The 19,859-nt window shown below is 66.5% G+C and carries 14 protein-coding genes and 2 pseudogenes; 13 read left to right on the top strand and 3 right to left on the bottom strand.

All coding sequences use genetic code 11. The features are described from left to right. From nuoE to HMPREF1224_RS15125, 11 genes are all read left to right on the top strand, one after another. Nucleotides 1-501 carry an NADH-quinone oxidoreductase subunit NuoE gene (gene nuoE / locus HMPREF1224_RS15075; protein ID WP_003090460.1) on the top strand — a complete coding sequence of 167 codons (501 nt, stop codon included), beginning with the start codon at nucleotides 1-3 and terminating at the stop codon, nucleotides 499-501. Continuing rightward, nucleotides 498-1,844, top strand: coding sequence for an NADH-quinone oxidoreductase subunit NuoF (gene nuoF / locus HMPREF1224_RS15080; protein WP_003097674.1), 1,347 nt, complete (start codon nucleotides 498-500; stop codon nucleotides 1,842-1,844). The genes nuoE and nuoF overlap by 4 nt, the downstream gene beginning before the upstream one ends. Before the next feature lie 131 nt (nucleotides 1,845-1,975). Beyond that, nucleotides 1,976-4,693 carry an NADH-quinone oxidoreductase subunit NuoG gene (nuoG, locus tag HMPREF1224_RS15085; protein ID WP_003122603.1) on the top strand — a complete coding sequence of 906 codons (2,718 nt, stop codon included), beginning with the start codon at nucleotides 1,976-1,978 and terminating at the stop codon, nucleotides 4,691-4,693. After that, on the top strand, nucleotides 4,690-5,685 hold the full coding sequence (gene nuoH / locus HMPREF1224_RS15090; RefSeq protein WP_003090465.1) for an NADH-quinone oxidoreductase subunit NuoH: 996 nt from the start codon (nucleotides 4,690-4,692) through the stop codon (nucleotides 5,683-5,685). The genes nuoG and nuoH overlap by 4 nt, the downstream gene beginning before the upstream one ends. A gap of 11 nt (nucleotides 5,686-5,696) precedes the next feature. Continuing rightward, complete coding sequence (nuoI, locus tag HMPREF1224_RS15095; RefSeq protein WP_003090467.1) at nucleotides 5,697-6,245, top strand: NADH-quinone oxidoreductase subunit NuoI; 549 nt, start codon at nucleotides 5,697-5,699, stop codon at nucleotides 6,243-6,245. Nucleotides 6,246-6,256: 11 nt separating this feature from the next. Then, nucleotides 6,257-6,757 (top strand): NADH-quinone oxidoreductase subunit J, encoded by a 501-nt coding sequence (gene nuoJ, locus HMPREF1224_RS15100; RefSeq protein WP_003090473.1) that lies wholly within the window; start codon nucleotides 6,257-6,259, stop codon nucleotides 6,755-6,757. A 45-nt stretch (nucleotides 6,758-6,802) separates the two neighbouring features. After that, the gene (nuoK, locus tag HMPREF1224_RS15105) at nucleotides 6,803-7,111 is read left to right on the top strand and encodes an NADH-quinone oxidoreductase subunit NuoK (protein ID WP_003090475.1); all 309 of its coding nucleotides are present in this window, start codon (nucleotides 6,803-6,805) and stop codon (nucleotides 7,109-7,111) included. After that, entirely contained in the window at nucleotides 7,108-8,955 is a 1,848-nt protein-coding gene (nuoL, locus tag HMPREF1224_RS15110) for an NADH-quinone oxidoreductase subunit L (protein ID WP_003097681.1), read from the top strand. The genes nuoK and nuoL overlap by 4 nt, the downstream gene beginning before the upstream one ends. Nucleotides 8,956-8,982: 27 nt before the next feature. Then, on the top strand, nucleotides 8,983-10,512 hold the full coding sequence (gene nuoM / locus HMPREF1224_RS15115) for an NADH-quinone oxidoreductase subunit M (RefSeq protein ID WP_003097684.1): 1,530 nt from the start codon (nucleotides 8,983-8,985) through the stop codon (nucleotides 10,510-10,512). A gap of 7 nt (nucleotides 10,513-10,519) precedes the next feature. Further along, on the top strand, nucleotides 10,520-11,980 hold the full coding sequence (gene nuoN, locus HMPREF1224_RS15120) for an NADH-quinone oxidoreductase subunit NuoN (protein ID WP_003090482.1): 1,461 nt from the start codon (nucleotides 10,520-10,522) through the stop codon (nucleotides 11,978-11,980). 114 nt (nucleotides 11,981-12,094) lie between these two features. After that, entirely contained in the window at nucleotides 12,095-12,904 is an 810-nt protein-coding gene (locus tag HMPREF1224_RS15125; RefSeq protein WP_003113379.1) for a class I SAM-dependent methyltransferase, read from the top strand. Nucleotides 12,905-13,110: 206 nt separating this feature from the next. On the opposite strand, the gene HMPREF1224_RS15130 is transcribed toward HMPREF1224_RS15125, so the two are convergent. The 3 genes from HMPREF1224_RS15130 to HMPREF1224_RS15140 form a co-directional block, all read right to left on the bottom strand. Next, nucleotides 13,111-14,169, bottom strand: coding sequence for an AI-2E family transporter (locus HMPREF1224_RS15130; RefSeq protein ID WP_003113380.1), 1,059 nt, complete (start codon nucleotides 14,167-14,169; stop codon nucleotides 13,111-13,113). A 159-nt stretch (nucleotides 14,170-14,328) separates the two neighbouring features. Beyond that, a complete protein-coding gene (locus HMPREF1224_RS15135) occupies nucleotides 14,329-16,014 on the bottom strand; it encodes a methyl-accepting chemotaxis protein (RefSeq protein ID WP_010895628.1) in 1,686 nt (561 codons plus the stop codon). Between the two features lie 113 nt (nucleotides 16,015-16,127). Next, on the bottom strand, nucleotides 16,128-17,453 hold the full coding sequence (locus HMPREF1224_RS15140; RefSeq protein ID WP_003113382.1) for a Na+/H+ antiporter family protein: 1,326 nt from the start codon (nucleotides 17,451-17,453) through the stop codon (nucleotides 16,128-16,130). Between the two features lie 477 nt (nucleotides 17,454-17,930). On the opposite strand from HMPREF1224_RS15140, the pseudogene HMPREF1224_RS46135 reads away from it, so the two are divergent. Both HMPREF1224_RS46135 and HMPREF1224_RS46140 read left to right on the top strand, forming a co-directional pair. Continuing rightward, nucleotides 17,931-18,950 (top strand): annotated as a pseudogene (locus HMPREF1224_RS46135) (chemotaxis protein); the annotation flags it as partial. Nucleotides 18,951-19,319: 369 nt separating this feature from the next. Next, a pseudogene (locus HMPREF1224_RS46140) lies at nucleotides 19,320-19,856 on the top strand (methyl-accepting chemotaxis protein); the annotation flags it as partial. Between the last annotated feature and the right edge of the window lie 3 nt (nucleotides 19,857-19,859).

Genomic DNA, 19,859 nt, shown 5'->3' on the forward strand with positions numbered 1-19,859 from the left:
ATGAGCCAGAGCAACCTGATTCAGACCGACCGTTTCGTCCTCAGCGAAACCGAGCGCTCGTCCATCGAGCATGAAATGCATCACTACGAGGACCCGCGCGCGGCGTCCATCGAAGCCCTGAAGATCGTCCAGAAACAGCGCGGCTGGGTGCCGGACGGCGCCATCCCGGCGATCGGCGAGGTGCTGGGGATCCCGGCCAGCGACGTCGAAGGCGTCGCCACCTTCTATAGTCAGATATTCCGCCAGCCGGTGGGCCGCCACATCATCCGCGTCTGCGACAGCATGGTCTGCTACATCGGCGGCCACGAGTCGGTGGTCGGCGAGATCCAGAAGCAACTCGGCATCGGTCTCGGCCAGACTACCGCCGACGGACGCTTCACCCTGCTCCCGGTCTGCTGCCTGGGCAACTGCGACAAGGCCCCGGCGCTGATGATCGACGACGACACCCATGGCGACGTGCGTCCCGACGGTGTCGCCAAACTGCTGGAGGCCTACGTATGACCCTTACCTCCATTGGTCCGGCCAACCGCATGGCGCGTTCGGCGGAAACCCATCCGCTGACCTGGCGCCTGCGCGAAGACGCCCAGCCCGTCTGGCTCGAGGAATACCAGAGCAAGGACGGCTATGCCGCGGCGCGCAAGGCGCTGACCCAGATGGCCCAAGACGACATCGTCCAGACCGTCAAGGACTCCGGCCTCAAGGGCCGCGGCGGCGCGGGCTTCCCCACCGGCGTGAAGTGGGGCCTGATGCCGAAGGACGAGTCGCTGAACATCCGCTACCTGCTGTGCAACGCGGACGAGATGGAGCCGAACACCTGGAAGGACCGCATGCTCATGGAGCAGCTGCCGCACCTGCTGGTGGAAGGCATGCTGATTTCCGCACGCGCGCTGAAGGCCTACCGCGGCTACATCTTCCTGCGCGGCGAATACGTCGACGCGGCGCGCAACCTCAACCGCGCCATCGACGAAGCCAAGGCCGCCGGCCTGCTCGGCAAGAACATCCTCGGCAGCGGCTTCGATTTCGAGCTGTTCGTCCACACCGGTGCCGGCCGCTACATCTGCGGCGAAGAGACCGCGCTGATCAACTCGCTGGAAGGCCGCCGCGCCAACCCGCGTTCCAAACCGCCCTTCCCTGCCGCCGTCGGCGTCTGGGGCAAGCCGACCTGCGTGAACAACGTGGAGACGCTGTGCAACGTGCCGGCCATCGTCGGCAACGGCGTGGACTGGTACAAGACCCTGGCCCGCCCCGGCAGCGAAGACATGGGCACCAAGCTGATGGGCTTCTCCGGCAAGGTGAAGAACCCCGGCCTGTGGGAACTGCCGTTCGGCGTCAGCGCCCGCGAGCTGTTCGAGGACTACGCCGGCGGCATGCGCGACGGCTTCCAGCTCAAGGCCTGGCAGCCCGGCGGCGCCGGTACCGGCTTCCTGCTCCCGGAGCACCTGGATGCGCAGATGTTCGCCGGCGGCATCGCCAAGGTCGGCACCCGGATGGGCACCGGCCTGGCCATGGCGGTGGACGACAGCATCAACATGGTTTCCCTGCTGCGCAACATGGAAGAGTTCTTCGCCCGCGAGTCCTGCGGCTGGTGCACCCCCTGCCGCGATGGCCTGCCGTGGAGCGTGAAGCTGCTGCGTGCCCTGGAGCGGGGCGAAGGCCAGCCCGGCGACCTCGAGACCCTCGAGCAGCTGGTCAACTTCCTCGGCCCAGGCAAGACCTTCTGCGCCCACGCGCCGGGAGCCGTCGAGCCGCTGGGCAGCGCCCTCAAGTATTTCCGTGCCGAATTCGAGGCGGGCATCTCCCGCCAGCCTTCGGCCGCGCCGCGCCCGGCAACGGTCGGCGCCTGATGCTTTGCAGCCGGACGGCCAGCCGTCCGGCGATGTTTCGTCGTCGTGCCGCGGCCCGGCCGCAGGCCCGACGGAACCGTGAGTTTCTATTAGCCACGCCCGCTGACAACGGGCCAACGAAGACTTGAACCATGGCCACTATCCACGTAGACGGCAAGACGCTCGAAGTCGATGGTGCAGACAACCTCCTGCAGGCCTGTCTGTCCCTCGGTCTCGACATTCCCTACTTCTGCTGGCACCCGGCGCTCGGTAGCGTCGGCGCCTGCCGCCAGTGCGCGGTGAAGCAGTACACCGACGAGAACGACAAGCGTGGTCGCCTCGTCATGTCCTGCATGACCCCCGCCACCGACAACACCTGGATCTCCATCGAAGACGAAGAGGCCAAGCAGTTCCGCGCCAGCGTCGTCGAATGGCTGATGACCAACCACCCGCACGACTGCCCGGTGTGCGAGGAAGGCGGTCACTGCCACCTGCAGGACATGACGGTGATGACCGGCCACAACGAGCGCCGGTACCGCTTCACCAAGCGCACCCACCAGAACCAGGAACTCGGCCCGTTCATCGCCCATGAGATGAACCGCTGCATCGCCTGCTACCGCTGCGTGCGCTACTACAAGGACTACGCCGGCGGCACCGACCTCGGCGTCTACGGCGCCCACGACAACGTCTACTTCGGACGGGTCGAGGACGGCGTGCTGGAAAGCGAGTTCTCCGGCAACCTCACCGAGGTCTGCCCCACCGGCGTGTTCACCGACAAGACCCACTCCGAGCGCTACAACCGCAAGTGGGACATGCAGTTCGCCCCGAGCATCTGCCACGGCTGCTCCAGCGGCTGCAACATCAGCCCCGGCGAGCGCTACGGCGAGATCCGCCGCATCGAGAACCGCTACAACGGCTCGGTCAACCACTACTTCCTCTGCGACCGCGGTCGCTTCGGCTACGGCTACGTCAACCGCGAAGACCGTCCGCGCCAGCCGCTGCTGGTGCTGAGCAAGCAGAAGCTGAGCCTGGACGGCGCCCTCGACCAGGCCGCCGCCCTGCTGAAGGAGCGCAAGGTGGTCGGCATCGGTTCGCCGCGCGCCAGCCTGGAAAGCAACTTCGCCCTGCGCGAGCTGGTTGGCGAAGGCAACTTCTACAGCGGCATCAACGAAGGCGAGCTCGACCGCCTGCGCCTGATCCTGCAGGTCATGCAGGAAGGCCCGCTGCCGGTGCCGAGCATCCGCGACATCGAGGACCACGACGCGGTCTTCGTCCTCGGCGAGGACCTGACCCAGACCGCCGCCCGCATCGCCCTGGCCCTGCGCCAGTCGGTGAAGGGCAAGGCCGTCGAGATGGCTGCCGACATGAAGGTCCAGCCGTGGCTCGACGCCGCGGTGAAGAACATCGCCCAGCATGCGCAGAACCCACTGTTCATCGCCAGCGTCAGCGCGACCCGCCTCGACGACGTGGCCGAGGAAACCGTTCACGCCGCGCCGGACGATCTCGCTCGCCTCGGCTTCGCCGTGGCCCACGCGATCGACCCAAGCGCCCCGTCCGTGGCCGACCTCGACCCGCAGGCCCAGGCCTTCGCCCAGCGCATCGCCGATGCCCTGCTGGCGGCCAAGCGTCCGCTGGTAGTGTCCGGCAACTCGCTGGGCAACAAGGCATTGATCGAAGCCGCGGCGAACATCGCCAAAGCCCTCAAGCAGCGCGAGAAGAACGGTTCCATCAGCCTGGTGGTCGGCGAAGCCAACAGCCTCGGCCTGGCGCTCTTCGGCGGCGACTCCGTGGAAGCCGCGCTCGAGCGACTGACCTCCGGACAGGCCGACGCCGTGGTGGTGCTGGAGAACGATCTCTATCGCCGCACCGACGCCGCCCGTGTCGACGCGGCCCTGGCGGCGGCCAAGGTGGTGATCGTCGCCGATCACCAGCAGACCGCCACCACCGCCAAGGCGCACCTGGTGCTGCCGGCGGCCAGCTTCGCCGAAGGCGACGGCACCCTGGTCAGCCAGGAAGGCCGCGCCCAGCGCTTCTTCCAGGTGTTCGACCCGACCTACTACGACGCCAGGAACATGGTCCGCGAGGGCTGGCGCTGGCTGCATGCGATCCACAGCACCCTGCAAGGCAAGCGCGTCGACTGGACCCAGTTGGACCACGTCACCGAAGCCGTGGCCGAGGCCAAGCCGATCCTGGCCGGCATCCGCGACGCCGCACCGGCCGCCTCGTTCCGCATCAAGGGCCTCAAGCTGGCCCGCGAACCGCACCGCTACAGCGGGCGTACCGCCATGCGCGCCAATATCAGCGTGCACGAGCCGCGCACCCCGCAGGACATCGACTCGGCGTTCGCCTTCTCCATGGAAGGCTACTCCGGCAGCCAGGAAGACCGTCAGCAGATCCCGTTCGCCTGGTCGCCGGGCTGGAACTCGCCGCAGGCCTGGAACAAGTTCCAGGACGAGGTCGGCGGCCACCTGCGCGCCGGCGACCCCGGCGTGCGCCTGATCGAACCGAAGGGCGAAGGCCTCGACTGGTTCCAGGCCGTGCCGGTGCCGTTCAGCGCCAAGGCCGACAGCTGGAAGGTAGTGCCGCTGTACCACCTGTTCGGCAGCGAGGAAAACAGCTCGCGGGCCGCGCCGATCCAGCAGCGCATCCCGGAGACCTACGTCGCCCTGTCCAAGGAAGACGCGGACCGCCTCGGCGTCAACGACGGCGCGACCCTCGGCTTCCAGCTCAAGGGCCAGGCCCTGCGCCTGCCGCTGCGTATCGATGAACAACTCGGCGCCGGCCTGATCGGCCTGCCGGTCGGCTTCGCCGGCATCCCGGCGGCGATCGCCGGCTGCTCCGTGGAAGGTCTGCAGGAGGCTGCACAATGAGTTGGCTGACTCCCGCTCTGGTCACCATCATCCTCACCGTGGTCAAGGCCATCGTGGTGCTGCTCGCCGTGGTCATCTGCGGCGCCCTGCTAAGCTGGGTCGAGCGCCGCCTGCTCGGCCTCTGGCAGGACCGCTACGGCCCCAACCGGGTCGGTCCGTTCGGTGCGTTCCAGCTCGGCGCGGACATGGTCAAGATGTTCTTCAAGGAGGACTGGACCCCGCCCTTCGCCGACAAGATGATCTTCACCCTGGCCCCGGTGATCGCGATGGGCGCCCTGCTCGTCGCCTTCGCCATCGTGCCGATCACCCCCACCTGGGGCGTGGCGGACCTGAACATCGGCATCCTGTTCTTCTTCGCCATGGCCGGCCTGACGGTGTACGCCGTGCTGTTCGCCGGCTGGTCGAGCAACAACAAGTTCGCCCTGCTCGGCAGCCTGCGCGCCTCGGCCCAGACCATCTCCTACGAGGTGTTCCTGGCCCTGTCGCTGATGGGCATCGTCGCCCAGGTCGGCTCGTTCAACATGCGCGACATCGTCCAGTACCAGATCGACAACGTCTGGTTCATCATTCCGCAGTTCTTCGGCTTCTGCACCTTCATCATCGCCGGCGTCGCCGTGACCCACCGTCACCCGTTCGACCAGCCGGAAGCGGAGCAGGAACTGGCGGACGGCTACCACATCGAGTACGCCGGGATGAAATGGGGCATGTTCTTCGTCGGCGAGTACATCGGCATCGTACTGGTCTCGGCGCTGCTGGCGACCCTGTTCTTCGGCGGCTGGCACGGTCCGTTCCTGGACACCCTGCCCTGGCTGTCGTTCTTCTACTTCGCCGCCAAGACCGGCTTCTTCATCATGCTCTTCATCCTGATCCGCGCCTCGCTGCCGCGTCCGCGCTATGACCAGGTGATGGCGTTCAGCTGGAAGGTGTGCCTGCCGCTGACCCTGATCAACCTGCTGGTGACCGGCGCGCTCGTGCTGGCCGCGGCCCAGTAAGGAGAACCACCGTGATCAAAGAAATCATCAACGTCGTGCATGGCACCTTCACCCAGCTTCGCAGCCTGGTGATGATCTTCGGCCATGCCTTCCGCAAGCGCGACACCCTGCAATACCCCGAAGAGCCGGTCTACCTGCCGCCGCGCTATCGTGGCCGGATCGTCCTGACCCGCGACCCCGACGGCGAGGAACGCTGCGTAGCCTGCAACCTGTGCGCCGTGGCCTGTCCGGTTGGCTGCATCTCCCTGCAGAAGGCCGAGACCGAGGACGGTCGCTGGTATCCGGAGTTCTTCCGCATCAACTTCTCGCGCTGCATCTTCTGCGGCCTGTGCGAGGAAGCCTGCCCGACCACCGCGATCCAGCTCACCCCGGACTTCGAGATGGGCGAGTTCAAGCGCCAGGACCTGGTCTACGAGAAGCACGACCTGCTGATCTCCGGGCCGGGCAAGAACCCGGACTACAACTACTACCGCGTTGCGGGGATGGCGATCGCCGGCAAGCCGAAAGGCGCCGCGCAGAACGAAGCCGAACCGATCAACGTGAAAAGCCTGCTGCCATAAGGAGACGTCGCGTGGAATTCGCTTTCTATTTCGCTGCCGGCGTCGCCGTACTGGCCACGCTGCGGGTCATCACCAACAGCAACCCGGTGCATGCCCTGCTCTACCTGATCATTTCCCTGCTGGCCATCTCGATGACCTTCTTCAGCCTCGGCGCACCCTTCGCCGGTGCCCTGGAGATCATCGTCTACGCTGGCGCCATCATGGTTCTGTTCGTCTTCGTGGTGATGATGCTCAACCTCGGCCCGGCCGTGGTCGAGCAGGAGCGCAAGTGGCTCACGCCCGGCATCTGGGTCGGGCCTTCGGCCCTGGCCCTGGTCCTGCTGGTGGAACTGCTGGTGGTCCTCGCCCGCACCCCGAGCGGTGCCGGCATCGGCCATACCACGGTAGACGCCAAGGCGGTCGGCATCAGCCTCTACGGCCCGTACCTGCTGGTGGTCGAACTGGCCTCCATGCTGTTGCTCGCGGCCCTGGTCGCTGCCTATCACCTGGGTCGTCAAGACGCCAAACAATAAAGGTTCGGCGGGCGCCCTGCGCCCGCCCCAAGGGAACGTAACGCTATGAACGCAATACCACTGGAACACGGCCTGGCCCTCGCCAGCGTCCTGTTCGCCCTCGGACTGGTCGGCTTGATGGTGCGACGCAACATCCTGTTCGTACTGATGAGCCTGGAAGTGATGATGAACGCCGCCGCCCTCGCCTTCGTGGTCGCCGGCAGCCGCTGGGGCCAACCCGACGGCCAGGTGATGTTCATCCTGGTGCTGAGCCTCGCGGCCGCCGAAGCGAGCATCGGCCTGGCGATCCTGCTGCAACTGTATCGCCGCTTCCACACCCTCGATATCGACGCTGCCAGCGAGATGCGCGGATGAACCTTCTACCTCTTACCTTCCTGTTCCCCCTGGTCGGCTTCCTGCTGCTGTCGTTCTCCCGCGGCAGGTGGTCGGAAAACCTTTCGGCGCTGGTCGGCGTCGGCTCGGTCGGCCTCTCCGCCCTGAGCGCGGCCTGGGCCATCTTCAGCTTCCACAGCAGTCCGCCGGAAGGCGGTGCCTACAGCCTGGTGCTGTGGCAGTGGATGGCGGCCGGCGACTTCAGCACCAACTTCACCCTGTACCTGGACGGCCTCTCGGTAACCATGCTCGGCGTGGTTACCGGCGTCGGCTTCCTGATCCACCTGTTCGCCTCCTGGTACATGCGTGGCGAAACCGGCTATTCGCGCTTCTTCGCCTACACCAACCTGTTCATCGCCAGCATGCTGTTCCTGGTGCTGGGCGACAACCTGCTGTTCCTCTACTTCGGCTGGGAAGGCGTGGGCCTGTGCAGCTACCTGCTGATCGGCTTCTACTACAGCAATCGCAACAACGGTAACGCGGCGCTCAAGGCATTCATCGTCACCCGCGTCGGCGACGTGTTCATGGCTTTCGGCCTGTTCATCCTGTTCCAGCAGTTCGGCACCCTGAACATCCAGGAGCTGCTGGTGCTGGCGCCGCAGAAGTTCCCGGAAGGCAACCTCTGGCTGACCCTGGCGACCCTGGCCCTGCTCGGCGGCGCGGTCGGCAAGTCCGCCCAGCTGCCGCTGCAGACCTGGCTGGCCGACGCCATGGCCGGCCCGACCCCGGTCTCCGCGCTGATCCACGCCGCCACCATGGTGACCGCCGGCGTCTACCTGATCGCCCGTTGCCACGGCCTGTTCACCCTGGCCCCGGACATCCTCGAACTGGTCGGCATCGTCGGCGCGGTGACCTTGGTCCTGGCCGGCTTCGCCGCCCTGGTACAGACCGATATCAAGCGCATCCTCGCCTACTCGACCATGAGCCAGATCGGCTACATGTTCCTCGCCCTCGGCGTCGGCGCCTGGGACGCGGCGATCTTCCACCTGATGACCCACGCCTTCTTCAAGGCCCTGCTGTTCCTTGCCTCGGGCGCGGTGATCGTCGCCTGCCACCACGAGCAGAACATCTTCAAGATGGGCGGCTTGTGGAAGAAGCTGCCGCTGGCCTACGCCAGCTTCGTGGTCGGCGGTGCGGCGCTGGCCGCCCTGCCCTTCCTCACCGCGGGCTTCTACTCCAAGGACGAGATCCTCTGGGAGGCCTTCGCCAGCGGCCATCGCGAACTGCTGATCGCCGGCCTGGTGGGTGCGTTCCTGACCTCGATCTACACCTTCCGCCTGATCTTCGTCGCCTTCCACGGCGAGCCGAAGACCGAAGCCCACGCCGGCCACGGGATTTCCCACTGGTTGCCGCTCAGCGTGCTGATCGTCCTGTCGACCTTCGTCGGCGCCCTGATCACCCCGCCGCTGGCTGGCGTCCTGCCGGAAAGCGTCGGCCACGCCGGTGGCGAAGCCAAGCACAGCCTGGAACTGGCCTCGGGTGCCATCGCCATCGCCGGTATCCTGCTGGCCGCCCTGCTCTTCCTCGGCCAGCGCCGCTTCGTCAGCGCCCTGGCGAAGAGCGCCCCGGGTCGCTTCTTCGGTACCTGGTGGTACCACGCCTGGGGCTTCGACTGGCTGTACGACAAGCTGTTCGTGAAACCCTACCTGCTGCTCTGCCAACTGCTGGGGCGCGACCCCATCGACCGTACCCTGGGCGTCGTTCCGTTCAGCGTGCGCGGCGGACACAACCTCCTCAGCCTCACCGAGAACGGCCGCCTGCGCTGGTACGCCGCTTCCCTGGTGGGTGGCGCCGCCATCCTGCTCGGCGCGCTGCTGCTGGCCTAATGAATTCACGGAGAGACTGAGCCTGTCATGATTCTGCCCTGGCTAATCCTGATCCCCTTCATCGGCGGTTTCCTCTGCTGGATCGCCGAACACAGCAGCAAGACCCTGCCCCGCTGGATCGCGCTGCTTTCGATGACCCTGGTCCTGATCCTGAGCCTGTGGATCTGGGCCACCGGCGACTTCCAGCTGGCGCCCGCGCCCGGCGGCGAGCCGGAATGGACCCTGCAATTCAAGGTGCTGTGGATCGAGCGTCTCGGCATCAGCATCCACCTGGCGATGGATGGCCTGTCGCTGCTGATGGTCGCCCTCACCGGCCTGCTCGGCGTGCTCTCGGTCCTCTGCTCCTGGAACGAGATCCAGCGCCGCATCGGCTTCTTCCATCTGAACCTGCTGTGGATCCTGGGCGGTGTGATCGGCGTGTTCCTCGCCATCGACCTGTTCCTGTTCTTCTTCTTCTGGGAAATGATGCTGGTGCCGATGTACTTCCTCATCGCGCTGTGGGGACACAGTTCCGATGACGGCAAGAAGACCCGCATCTACGCCGCCACCAAGTTCTTCATCTTCACCCAGGCCAGCGGCCTGGTGATGCTGGTGGCGATCCTCGGCCTGGTGTTCGTCAACTTCAATGCCACCGGCGTGATCACCTTCGACTACGCCACCCTGCTGAAGACCCAGCTGAGCCCCCACGTGGAATGGCTGCTGATGCTCGGCTTCTTCGTCGCCTTCGCGGTGAAGATGCCGGTGGTGCCGGTGCATTCCTGGCTGCCGGACGCCCACGCCCAGGCGCCCACCGCCGGCTCCGTGGACCTCGCCGGCATCCTCCTGAAGACCGCCGCCTACGGCCTGATCCGCTTCGCCCTGCCGCTGTTCCCCAACGCCTCGGCGGAATTCGCGCCGATCGCCATGTGGCTCGGCATCATCGGCATCTTCTACGGTGCCCTGCTGTCCTTCGCGCAGACCGACATCAAGCGCCTGGTCGCCTACTCCAGCGTTTCGCACATGGGCTTCGTGATGATCGGCATCTACTCCGGCAGCCAGGTAGCGCTGCAGGGCGTGGTGGTGCAGATGATCGCCCACGGCCTCTCCGCCGCGGCGCTGTTCATCCTCTGCGGCCAGCTCTACGAGCGCCTGCATACCCGCGACATGCGCAAGATGGGCGGCCTGTGGTCGCGCATGCCCTACCTGCCGGCGATCAGCCTGTTCTTCGCCTCGGCGTCGCTGGGCCTGCCCGGTACCGGCAACTTCGTCGGGGAGTTCCTGATCCTGATCGGCGCCTTCAAGGTGGTCCCGGTGATCATCGTGATCGCCACCTTCGGCCTGGTCTTCGCCTCGGTCTACTCGCTGATCATGATCCACCGCGCCTACTTCGGCCCCAGCCAGTCCGACGAGCCGATCCTCGGCCTCGATGCCCGCGAACTGAGCATGGTGCTCGGCCTGGCGGTCCTGCTGGTCCTGCTCGGGGTCTACCCGCAGCCAGTGCTGGACATCTCCGCGGCCAGCATGCACGGCGTGCAGCAATGGCTGGGCGCAGCCCTTTCCACCCTTGCAGGACGGTAGTCGCGAAATGACCTTTACGATCCAACACTTCATCGCGCTCCTGCCACTGCTGATCACCAGCGCCACCCTGGTGGTGGTGATGCTGGCGGTAGCCTGGAAACGCAATCACTCGTTCACCGCCACCCTCTCGGTGATCGGCCTCAACCTGGCCCTGCTGTCGCTGCTGCCGGTCCTCGGCGTCACCCCGATCGAGGTGACACCGCTGGTGCTGGTGGACAACTACGCCTGCTTCTACATGGCCCTGGTGCTGGTCTCCGCCCTGGCCTGCGTGACCCTCGCCCACGCCTACATGGAAAGCTATCCGGGTAACCGCGAAGAGCTGTACCTGCTCCTGCTGCTGGCCACCGCCGGCGGCCTGGTGCTGGTCAGCGCGCAGCACCTGGCCAGCCTGTTCATCGGCCTGGAGCTGCTCTCGGTCCCGGTCTACGGGATGGTCGCCTACGCCTTCTTCAACAAGCGCTCGCTGGAAGCCGGCATCAAGTACACCGTGCTCTCGGCCGCCGGCTCCGCCTTCCTGCTGTTCGGCATGGCCCTGCTCTACGCCGAGTCCGGTACCCTGGGCTTCGCCGGCCTTGGCGCCAAGGTCGCCGAGCACGTGCTGAGCGGTCCGCTGGTCAGCGTTGGCGTAGGCATGATGCTGGTCGGCCTGGGCTTCAAGCTGTCGCTGGTGCCCTTCCACCTGTGGACCCCGGATGTCTACGAAGGCGCCCCGGCGCCGGTCTCGGCGTTCCTCGCCACCGCCAGCAAGGTCGCGGTGTTCGCCGTGCTGCTGCGGCTGTTCCAGATCGCCCCGGCGGCCCTGGACAACCAACTGCTGAACATCTCCCTGAGCGTCATCGCGGTCGCCTCGATCCTCTTCGGCAACCTGCTGGCACTGACCCAGAGCAACATCAAGCGCCTGCTCGGCTACTCGTCCATCGCCCACCTGGGCTACCTGCTGGTCGCCCTGATCGCCAGCAAGGGCATGGCCGTGGAAGCGGTCGGCGTCTACCTGGCTACCTACGTACTGACCTCCCTCGGCGCGTTCGGCGTGATCACCCTGATGTCCACCCCGTACAGCGGCCGCGACGCCGATGCGCTGTTCGAGTACCGCGGCTTGTTCTGGCGCCGGCCGGTACTGACCGCGGTGATGACCGTGATGATGCTGTCGCTGGCAGGCATCCCGCTGACCGCCGGCTTCATCGGCAAGTTCTACGTGATCGCGGTCGGCGTCGAGTCGCACCTGTGGTGGCTGATCGGCGCCCTGGTGCTGGGCAGCGCCATCGGCCTGTACTACTACCTGCGGGTCATGGTCACCCTGTTCCTGGTCGAGCCCGGCATCCGCCAGCACGACGCACCGTTCAACTGGGGCCAGCGCGCCGGCGGCATCATGCTGGTCGCCATCGCCCTGCTGGCGTTCTTCCTCGGCGTCTACCCGCAGCCGCTGCTGGAAATCCTCCAGCATTCCGGCCTGGCCCTCGCCGGCTGAGTCGCCCGCTCCACGAAAACCCCGCCTCGGCGGGGTTTTTCTTTGGCCCGCCCCACGCACCCTGCCCCGCTGCCGTGGCATGCTCCGCGCTCCATGGATGAACCCGGAGGCCTCATGCCCACCTTCCACGAAATCGACGTCCTGCGACACAACAGCGCCAGTTGGGACGCCCAGGCCGCCCGTGACTGCGAATGGTCGCGACCGGTCAGCGCCGAAGAGGTCGCCGCCGCACGCCGCGGCGACTGGGCGGTAAAGCTGACCCCGGGCGCGTTACCCGCTCACTGGCTGGGCGACGTACGCGGCCGCGAGATCCTCTGCCTGGCCTCGGCCGGCGGCCAGCAGGCGCCGATCCTTGCCGCCGCCGGCGCACGGGTCACGCTGTTCGACGCCTCGGCGGGACAGCTGGACAAGGACCGCCAGGTCGCCGCCCGCGACCGCCTCGAACTGGCCTGCGTGCAGGGCGACATGCGCGACCTCTCGACCTTCGCCGATGCCTCCTTCGACCTGGTCTTCAATCCCATCTCCAATCTCTACGTCGACGATGTCCTGCCGGTCTGGCGCGAATGCGCGCGGGTGCTGCGGCCGGGCGGCAAGCTGCTGGCGAGCTTCTACAACCCGGCGCTGTTCATCGAGGACCGCTCGCCGGAACTGGCAGAGCAGGGCCTGATCCGGCCGCGACATCGCCTGCCCTACTCCGACCTGGAAAGCCTCTCCGCCGAAGCCCTCGCGGCAAAGCGCGAGAAAGGCGAAGCCCTGGTGTTCGGCCATAGCCTGACCCAGCAGATCGCCGGCCAGCTCGCCGCCGGCCTGCTGCTGCAGGATTTCTACGAAGACTGGCAACCGCACCCGCGCTTCGTCATCGACCGCTTCGTGCCGACCTTCCTCGCCACCTGCGCGCTCAAGCCGAGGTCCGCCGCCGGTTGACAGCGACGAGCCCTGAGGAGTGCCGGCAAGCGCTGCTCCATGTCCGGTTGCGCAACGGTCGCGATGTACCGGGTTCGACGCACTGTTAGCCGAAGGCCCCAGGCACTGCCTGGAGCGGCTCAGCCACGACAGCGCCGTCCATGATGCTTCAAGGCCTGAAACGAACAAGCCCCGCATTCGCGGGGCTTGTCTGCCACGGGCGCGACTCAGGCCTGCGGTTCTTCCTCGCGGCCAGTGAACAGGTCCCAGCTGGCCATGAACAGCGCAGCGATCAGCGGGCCGATGACGAAGCCGTTGAGACCGAACAGGGCCATGCCGCCGAGGGTGGAGATCAGCACCACGTAGTCCGGCATCTTGGTGTCCTTGCCGACCAGGATCGGGCGCAGGATGTTGTCCACCAGGCCGATCACCACCACGCAGAACAGGATCAGCACTACACCCTGCCAGATCGCCCCGGTGAGCAGGAAGTAGGCCGCCACCGGCGCCCAGATCAGCGCCGCACCGATGGCCGGCAGCAGCGACAGGAAGGCCATCAGGGTGCCCCAGAGCAAGGCGCCCTCGATGCCCAGCAGCCAGAAGATCAGACCGCCGAGAGCGCCCTGGGTGGCAGCCACGGCGATGTTGCCCTTCACCGTGGCGCGGATCACCGTGGTGAACTTGGCGAACAGGTGGTGCTTGTGTTCCTGGCTCAGCGGCACCGCCTGCTTGATCCGCCGGCCGAGCACGCGACCGTCGCGGAGGAGGAAGAACAGCAGGTAGAGCATGATGCCGAAGCTGATGACGAAGTCGAGGGTGTTCTGGCCGATGCTGAACGCCTTGGTCGCCACCACCTGGCTGGCCTGCATCGCCACCGAGGAGAGCTTCTCCTGCAGGCTCGAGAGATTGGCCAGGTCGAAGCGCTCCAGCCACTGGTGCACCGATGGCGGCAAGGCAGCCACCGCCTGCTGCAGGTAGGCGGCGAAGTTCAGTTCGCCGGACTTGACCCGCTGGTAGACGCTCGCGCCTTCCTGCACCAGCGAACCGGCGATGAAGATCACCGGGATGATCACGATCAGCACGCAGATCAGCAGGGTGATCAGCGCGGCGAGGTTCTTCCGATCCCTCAGGCGCACCTGCAGGCGGCGTTGCACCGGGGCGAAGATGATCGCCAGGATGGTGCCCCAGAACACCGCGCCGTAGAACGGCAGCAAGAGCCAGCCGAAGGCGAGCGTGACCACCGCCAGCAACAGGAGAAAAGTCCGGGATTCCAGTTTCGTGTCGAGCATGTCCAATCCATCTGGCAGTGGGAAGCAAAGCATTAGTCAGCCGGCGGACGTGGATCGTTCACGACTGCTGGCCGACTCCGCCGAATAATGACAGGAAGGCTCTGTGGCGCACCACTGCCGGCTGGCTCTTTTGCCGGCAGCGGTCGCGCGGGGGAAGGGTCAGATGCGGAACTGACCGACCAGTCGGCCCAGGCCCTGGCCCAGTTGCGCCAGGCTGCGGGCGGTCTGCGCGCCCTGCTGGGCCTCGTCGGCGACGCTGTCCACCGCGCCGGCGATCTGGTGCACGCTGCGGTTGATCTCCTCGGCCACCGCGGTCTGTTCCTCGGCGGCGCTGGCGATCTGCGCGTTCATCGCGTTGATGGTGGCGATCAGCTGGGCGATGGCATCCAGCGAATCGCCGGCCTGGTTGGCCTGGTTGCTGGTGCCCTCGCCGGCCTCGCCGGAACGGCGCATGGCGTCGACCGCGGCGTTGGTGCCCTGCTGCAGGCGATCGATCATGCCCTGGATTTCCTGGGTACTCTGCTGGGTGCGGCTGGCCAGCGCCCGCACTTCGTCGGCGACCACCGCAAAGCCACGTCCGGCCTCGCCGGCACGGGCCGCCTCGATGGCCGCGTTGAGCGCCAGCAGGTTGGTCTGTTCGGCAATGGAGCGGATCACCCCGAGCACACTGACGATGGATTGCACGTCCTGCTGCAGGCTATCCAGAGAAGTCCCGCTGTCGCGGATCTCGTCCACCAGCGCGTGGATGCGCTCGATGCTGCCGTCCACCACGCGCTTGGCCGCCTGGCCTTCGTGGTCGGTCTGCTGCGCGGCCTCGGCGGCGCGCTGGGCGCTCTGCGCCACTTCATGGGCGGCGGCGGACATCTCGTTGATCGCGGTGGCGACCTGGTCGGTCTCGTGGCGCTGGCGCTCCATGGCCTGCTCGGAACGCTCGGCCTGGGCCGACATCTGCTCCACCAGTTGCTTGAGGTCGCCGGTCATCCCGGCGATCTGCCGCACCAGACCGTGGATCTTCTCGACGAAGCGGTTGAAGGAACCGGCCAGCTCGCCCAGCTCGTCGTAGCTGGTCACCGGTAGGCGACGGGTCAGGTCGCCTTCGCCGGCGGCGATGTCATCGAGGTTCTGGCGGATCTGGTGCAACGGCCGCAGCATCGCGTTGGCCACCGCCAGGCCGATCACCAGCAGGACCACCAGAAGGACGCCGGCGATCCCCACGATACTGGCGATCAGGGTGCCGATACGCTCGTCGATGTCCTGCTTGATTTCCACCAACTGGGCCTCGACGCCGTCGAGGTTGATCGCCGAGCCGATAACCATGTCCCACTTCGGCAGGTACAGGGTGTAGGACAGCTTGGGCACCATGACGCTCTCGTTGCCCGGCAGCGGCGAGGTATAGGTCACGTAGTGGCTGCCGTTGCGGCCGGCCTCCACCAGTTCGCGGTTGAGGTAGACGCCGCTGGGATCGCGGCGGTCGCGGAAGCTCTTGCCGACGTCCACCGGGCTGTCGCCGCGAAACAGGCGCACCACCTGGGAGTCGTAGCCGAAGATATAGCCGTCCTTGCCGTACTTGATCTTCGACAGGCGCGCGATGGCCTCGGCGCGGGCATTCAGGTCGCCGTTGGCCGAGCGGTCGTACTCGGCCTGGATACTGCCCATGGCGATCTGCACGTAGTGCTCGAGTTCGGCACGACGGTCGCCGAGCAGGCGCTCGCGGGTATCCTTGACTTCGGCATCAGCCTGTTTTTTCAGGATCAGCACCGCTCCGCCGCTGAGCACCAGGGCGAAGAGCAGCACCGGCACCATGGCCAGCAGGAGGACTTTGGATTTCAGGGTCAGACGCATCATCAACTCCTAGCATGACGCCCAATAAAAAACGGGATTCCCGTTTCATCGGCAATCCCGTCGGAAGCTTAAGCGGCCGGCCCGACATTCCGTCAGGCGACCGCCCGAGATGGAACTCAGAGCAACATCGCGGCGGCCCAGCCGAACACCAGCAACGGCAGGTTGTAGTGCAGGAAGGTCGGCACCACGGTGTCCCAGATGTGATTGTGCTGGCCGTCGACGTTGAGCCCGGAGGTCGGCCCAAGGGTCGAGTCCGACGCCGGAGAACCTGCATCCCCCAGCGCGCCGGCGGTGCCGACGATGCTGACGATGGCCAGCGGGCTGAAGCCCAGTTGCACCGCCAGCGGGACGAAGATCGCGGCGATGATCGGCACGGTGGAGAACGACGAGCCGATGCCCATGGTGACCAGCAGGCCGACCAGCAGCATCAGCATGGCGCCGACCGCCTTGCTGTTGCCGATCCAGGCCACCGAGGCGTCGACCAGGCTCTGCACCTCGCCGGTGGCCTTCATCACCTCGGCGAAACCGGCCGCGGCGATCATGATGAAACCGATGGTGGCCATCATCTTCATGCCTTCGGTGAACAGGTCGTCGGTCTCCTTCCAGCGCACCACGCCGGACAGCGAGAAGACCACGAAACCGACCAGCGCGCCGATGATCATCGAGTCCAGCCACAGCTGTGCGACGAACGCGGCGACGATGGATACCCCGGCCACCGCCAGGCTCTTCGGGTTGTAGCTGACATCGACGCGTTCGGCCTGCTCGATCCGCTGCAAGTCGTAGACGCGCTTGCGGCGGTAGCTGAACAGCACCGCGATGAGCAACCCGGCGAGCATGCCCAGGGCTGGGATGAACATGGCGTGGGTGACGTTGATCCCGCTGACGTCGACGCCGTTGCGCGCCACGTTGGCCAGCAGGATTTCATTGAGGAAGATGTTGCCGAAGCCCACCGGCAGGAACATGTACGGGGTGATCAGGCCGAAGGTGATGACGCAGGCGATCAATCGCCGGTCGATCTGCAGCTTGCTCAGCACATAGAGCAGCGGCGGCACCAGCAGCGGGATGAAGGCGATATGGATCGGCAGGATATTCTGCGAGGATACCGCCACGCAGAGCAGCAGGCCGACCAGGATCCACTTGAACGCACCGGCGCCCTTGCCCTGCTCGTCGTGCCGGCCGAGCAGCGCCAGGACCTTGTCGGCCAGCGCATGGGCCACGCCGGAGCGGGCGATGGCCACGGCGAAGGCGCCGAGCATGGCGTACGACAGGGCCACCGTGGCACCCCCGCCGAGGCCGCCGTTGAAGGCCTTGAGAGTCCCCTCCAGGCCTAGGCCACCGAACAGTCCGCCGACCACCGCGCCGATGATCAGCGCCAGCACGACATGCACACGGCAAAGGCTGAGGACGAGCATCAGCCCCACCGCCAGCACCACTGCGTTCATCGTTGAACTCCTTGCAAATGAAACGAACTCGACCGTCTGCGGCCGAAAAAAGGGGCGTACTCTGCTACAGCCATCCCCGCCTGTCAAAGCCGCGCATGCGCGAATGTCGCCTGGCTATAAACCGTTGTGCACGGTTCTTGCGTGCGATTCGCCGAACGACGGCAATCCGGCGCCAGCGACCGGACCGTCGTCAAGAATGGGCGAGCCCTGCCGATAAGCCTTGGGCCCCCGCAGTTTCTTCGTACAAGGACCCCTCCCATGTTCCTTCGCCGCCTGTCCATCCAATGGAAGATCACCCTGCTGGCAGGGCTCTGCCTGCTCGGCGTGGTCGCCTTGCTGGTCGGCCTTTCGGTCTACCGCATGCAGCACAGCAGCGTGCTGGTGAAAAGCGCCAGTACACAGATGCTCGACGAATCGGCGCGCCTGCGCCTGGAAGCCCGCGGGGAATTGCAGGCGTTACGCATCCAGCGCTATTTCATGGATGCCTTCCAGTACGGCAAGGGCTTCTCCCGGCAGATCCTGTTCCTCCGCGACCAGGCGCAGAAGCGCTTCCTCGATGCCTACGACCTGCGCGAAGACCTGACCCGCCAGGTGCGCACCGCGCTCGCCGCCAATCCCGAGGTGCTCGGCCTGTACGTGGTCTTCGAACCCAATGCGCTGGACGGCAAGGACGAACTGTTCGTCGACCAGCCCGCCCTGGGCAGCAACGACAAGGGACGCTTCTCCCTGTACTGGGCGCAGGCCACGCCGGGACAGCTGGAATCCGAGTCGATGATCGAGTCCGAACTCGCCGACACCAGCAGCGGGCCCAGCGGCGCGGCCTACAACGCCTGGTACACCTGCCCGAAGGAAAGCGGGCAACCCTGCGTGCTCGATCCTTACTTCGACAAGGTCGGCGAACGCCAACTGCTGATGACCAGCATCGCCTTTCCCCTCGAACTGGATGGCAAGGTGATCGGCGTGATGGGCCTGGACATCAACCTGAGCAACCTGCAGGCGCTCAGCGAACAGGGCAACCGCGAACTCTACGACGGCGTCGGCCAGGTCGGCATCCTCAGCCCGGCCGGGCTGTTCGCCGGCAACAGCCGCGACGCCGGCCTGCTCGGCAAGAACCTGGCCAAGGCGGATCCGCAGCACGCCGGCGAACTCCTGCAACTGCTGGCCGCCGGCAAGAGCCGGTTGTTCAACGAGAACGACGACCTCAAGGTGCTGCAACCGTTGCAGCCGATTCCCGGCGCCAAGCCCTGGGGCGTGCTCCTCGAAGTGCCGAAGAGCGCCCTGCTCGGCCCGGCCCTGGCGCTGGAGCGGCAACTGGACGACATGCGTCGCGAAGGCACCTGGGTCGAACTGGGCCTCGGCCTCGGCGCCGCGGTGCTCGGCCTGCTGGTGCTGTGGCTGAGCGCCCGCGGCGTGACCCGGCCGATCCTCGGCGTCGCCCACATGCTGCGCGACATCGCCAGCGGCGAAGGCGACCTGACCCAGCGTCTGCCGCACACCGGGCGCGACGAGCTGGGCGAACTGGCCGGTTGGTTCAACCGTTTTCTCGACAAGCTGCAGCCGATCATCCGCGACGTGAAGGTCTCGGTGCGCGATGCGCGCAGTACCGCCGACCAGTCGGCGGCGATTTCCAGCCAGACCAGCGCCGGCATGCAGCAGCAGTTCCGCGAGATCGACCAGGTCGCCACCGCATCCCACGAGATGACCGCCACTGCCCAGGACGTCGCCCGTAGCGCCGCCCAGGCCGCCGACGCCGCGCGCGGTGCCGACCAGGCGACCCGCGACGGCCTGGCGCTGATCGACCGCACCACACAGAGCATCGACAGCCTGGCCGCCAACCTGACCAGCGCCATGGGCCAGGTCGAGCAACTGGCCAGCAGCAGCGAGGAAATCGGTTCGGTGCTGGAAGTGATCCGCGCCATCGCCGAGCAGACCAACCTGCTGGCGCTCAACGCGGCCATCGAGGCGGCCCGCGCCGGCGACGCCGGCCGCGGCTTCGCGGTGGTCGCCGACGAAGTGCGCAACCTCGCCCGGCGCACCCAGGACTCGGTGGAACAGATCCGCGGGGTGATCGAAGGCCTGCAACAGGGCACCCGCGACGTGGTCGACGCCATGCATGGCAGCCATCGCCAGGCCCAGGGCAGCGTCGAGCAGGTGGATGAAGCGGTGGCCGCGCTGCAACGGATCGGCGAGGCGGTGACGGTGATCAACGACATGAACCTGCAGATTGCCAGCGCCGCCGAGGAACAGAGCTCGGTAGCCGAGGAGATCAACCGCAATGTCGCGGCGATCCGTGACGTCACCGAGTCGCTGTCGAGCCAGGCCGAGGAATCGGCCCAGGTCAGTCAGTCGCTGAACCGCCTGGCCAACCACCAGCAGGGCCTGATGGAACAGTTCAAGGCCTGACCG

It is taken from the genome of Pseudomonas sp. P179 (genome assembly GCF_000478485.2).
In the GTDB taxonomy this organism is placed as follows: domain Bacteria; phylum Pseudomonadota; class Gammaproteobacteria; order Pseudomonadales; family Pseudomonadaceae; genus Pseudomonas; species Pseudomonas aeruginosa.

What these genes read in the sequence shown, in the direction of transcription:
- nuoE (WP_003090460.1), top strand. Translation starts at nt 1, where the DNA reads ATGAGCCAGAGCAACCTGATTCAGACCGACCGTTTCGTCCTCAGCGAA.
- nuoF (WP_003097674.1), top strand. Translation starts at nt 498, where the DNA reads ATGACCCTTACCTCCATTGGTCCGGCCAACCGCATGGCGCGTTCGGCG.
- nuoG (WP_003122603.1), top strand. Translation starts at nt 1,976, where the DNA reads ATGGCCACTATCCACGTAGACGGCAAGACGCTCGAAGTCGATGGTGCA.
- nuoH (WP_003090465.1), top strand. Translation starts at nt 4,690, where the DNA reads ATGAGTTGGCTGACTCCCGCTCTGGTCACCATCATCCTCACCGTGGTC.
- nuoK (WP_003090475.1), top strand. Translation starts at nt 6,803, where the DNA reads ATGAACGCAATACCACTGGAACACGGCCTGGCCCTCGCCAGCGTCCTG.
- nuoL (WP_003097681.1), top strand. Translation starts at nt 7,108, where the DNA reads ATGAACCTTCTACCTCTTACCTTCCTGTTCCCCCTGGTCGGCTTCCTG.
- nuoM (WP_003097684.1), top strand. Translation starts at nt 8,983, where the DNA reads ATGATTCTGCCCTGGCTAATCCTGATCCCCTTCATCGGCGGTTTCCTC.
- nuoN (WP_003090482.1), top strand. Translation starts at nt 10,520, where the DNA reads ATGACCTTTACGATCCAACACTTCATCGCGCTCCTGCCACTGCTGATC.
- HMPREF1224_RS15125 (WP_003113379.1), top strand. Translation starts at nt 12,095, where the DNA reads ATGCCCACCTTCCACGAAATCGACGTCCTGCGACACAACAGCGCCAGT.
- HMPREF1224_RS15130 (WP_003113380.1), bottom strand. Translation starts at nt 14,169, where the DNA reads ATGCTCGACACGAAACTGGAATCCCGGACTTTTCTCCTGTTGCTGGCG.
- HMPREF1224_RS15135 (WP_010895628.1), bottom strand. Translation starts at nt 16,014, where the DNA reads ATGATGCGTCTGACCCTGAAATCCAAAGTCCTCCTGCTGGCCATGGTG.
- HMPREF1224_RS15140 (WP_003113382.1), bottom strand. Translation starts at nt 17,453, where the DNA reads ATGAACGCAGTGGTGCTGGCGGTGGGGCTGATGCTCGTCCTCAGCCTT.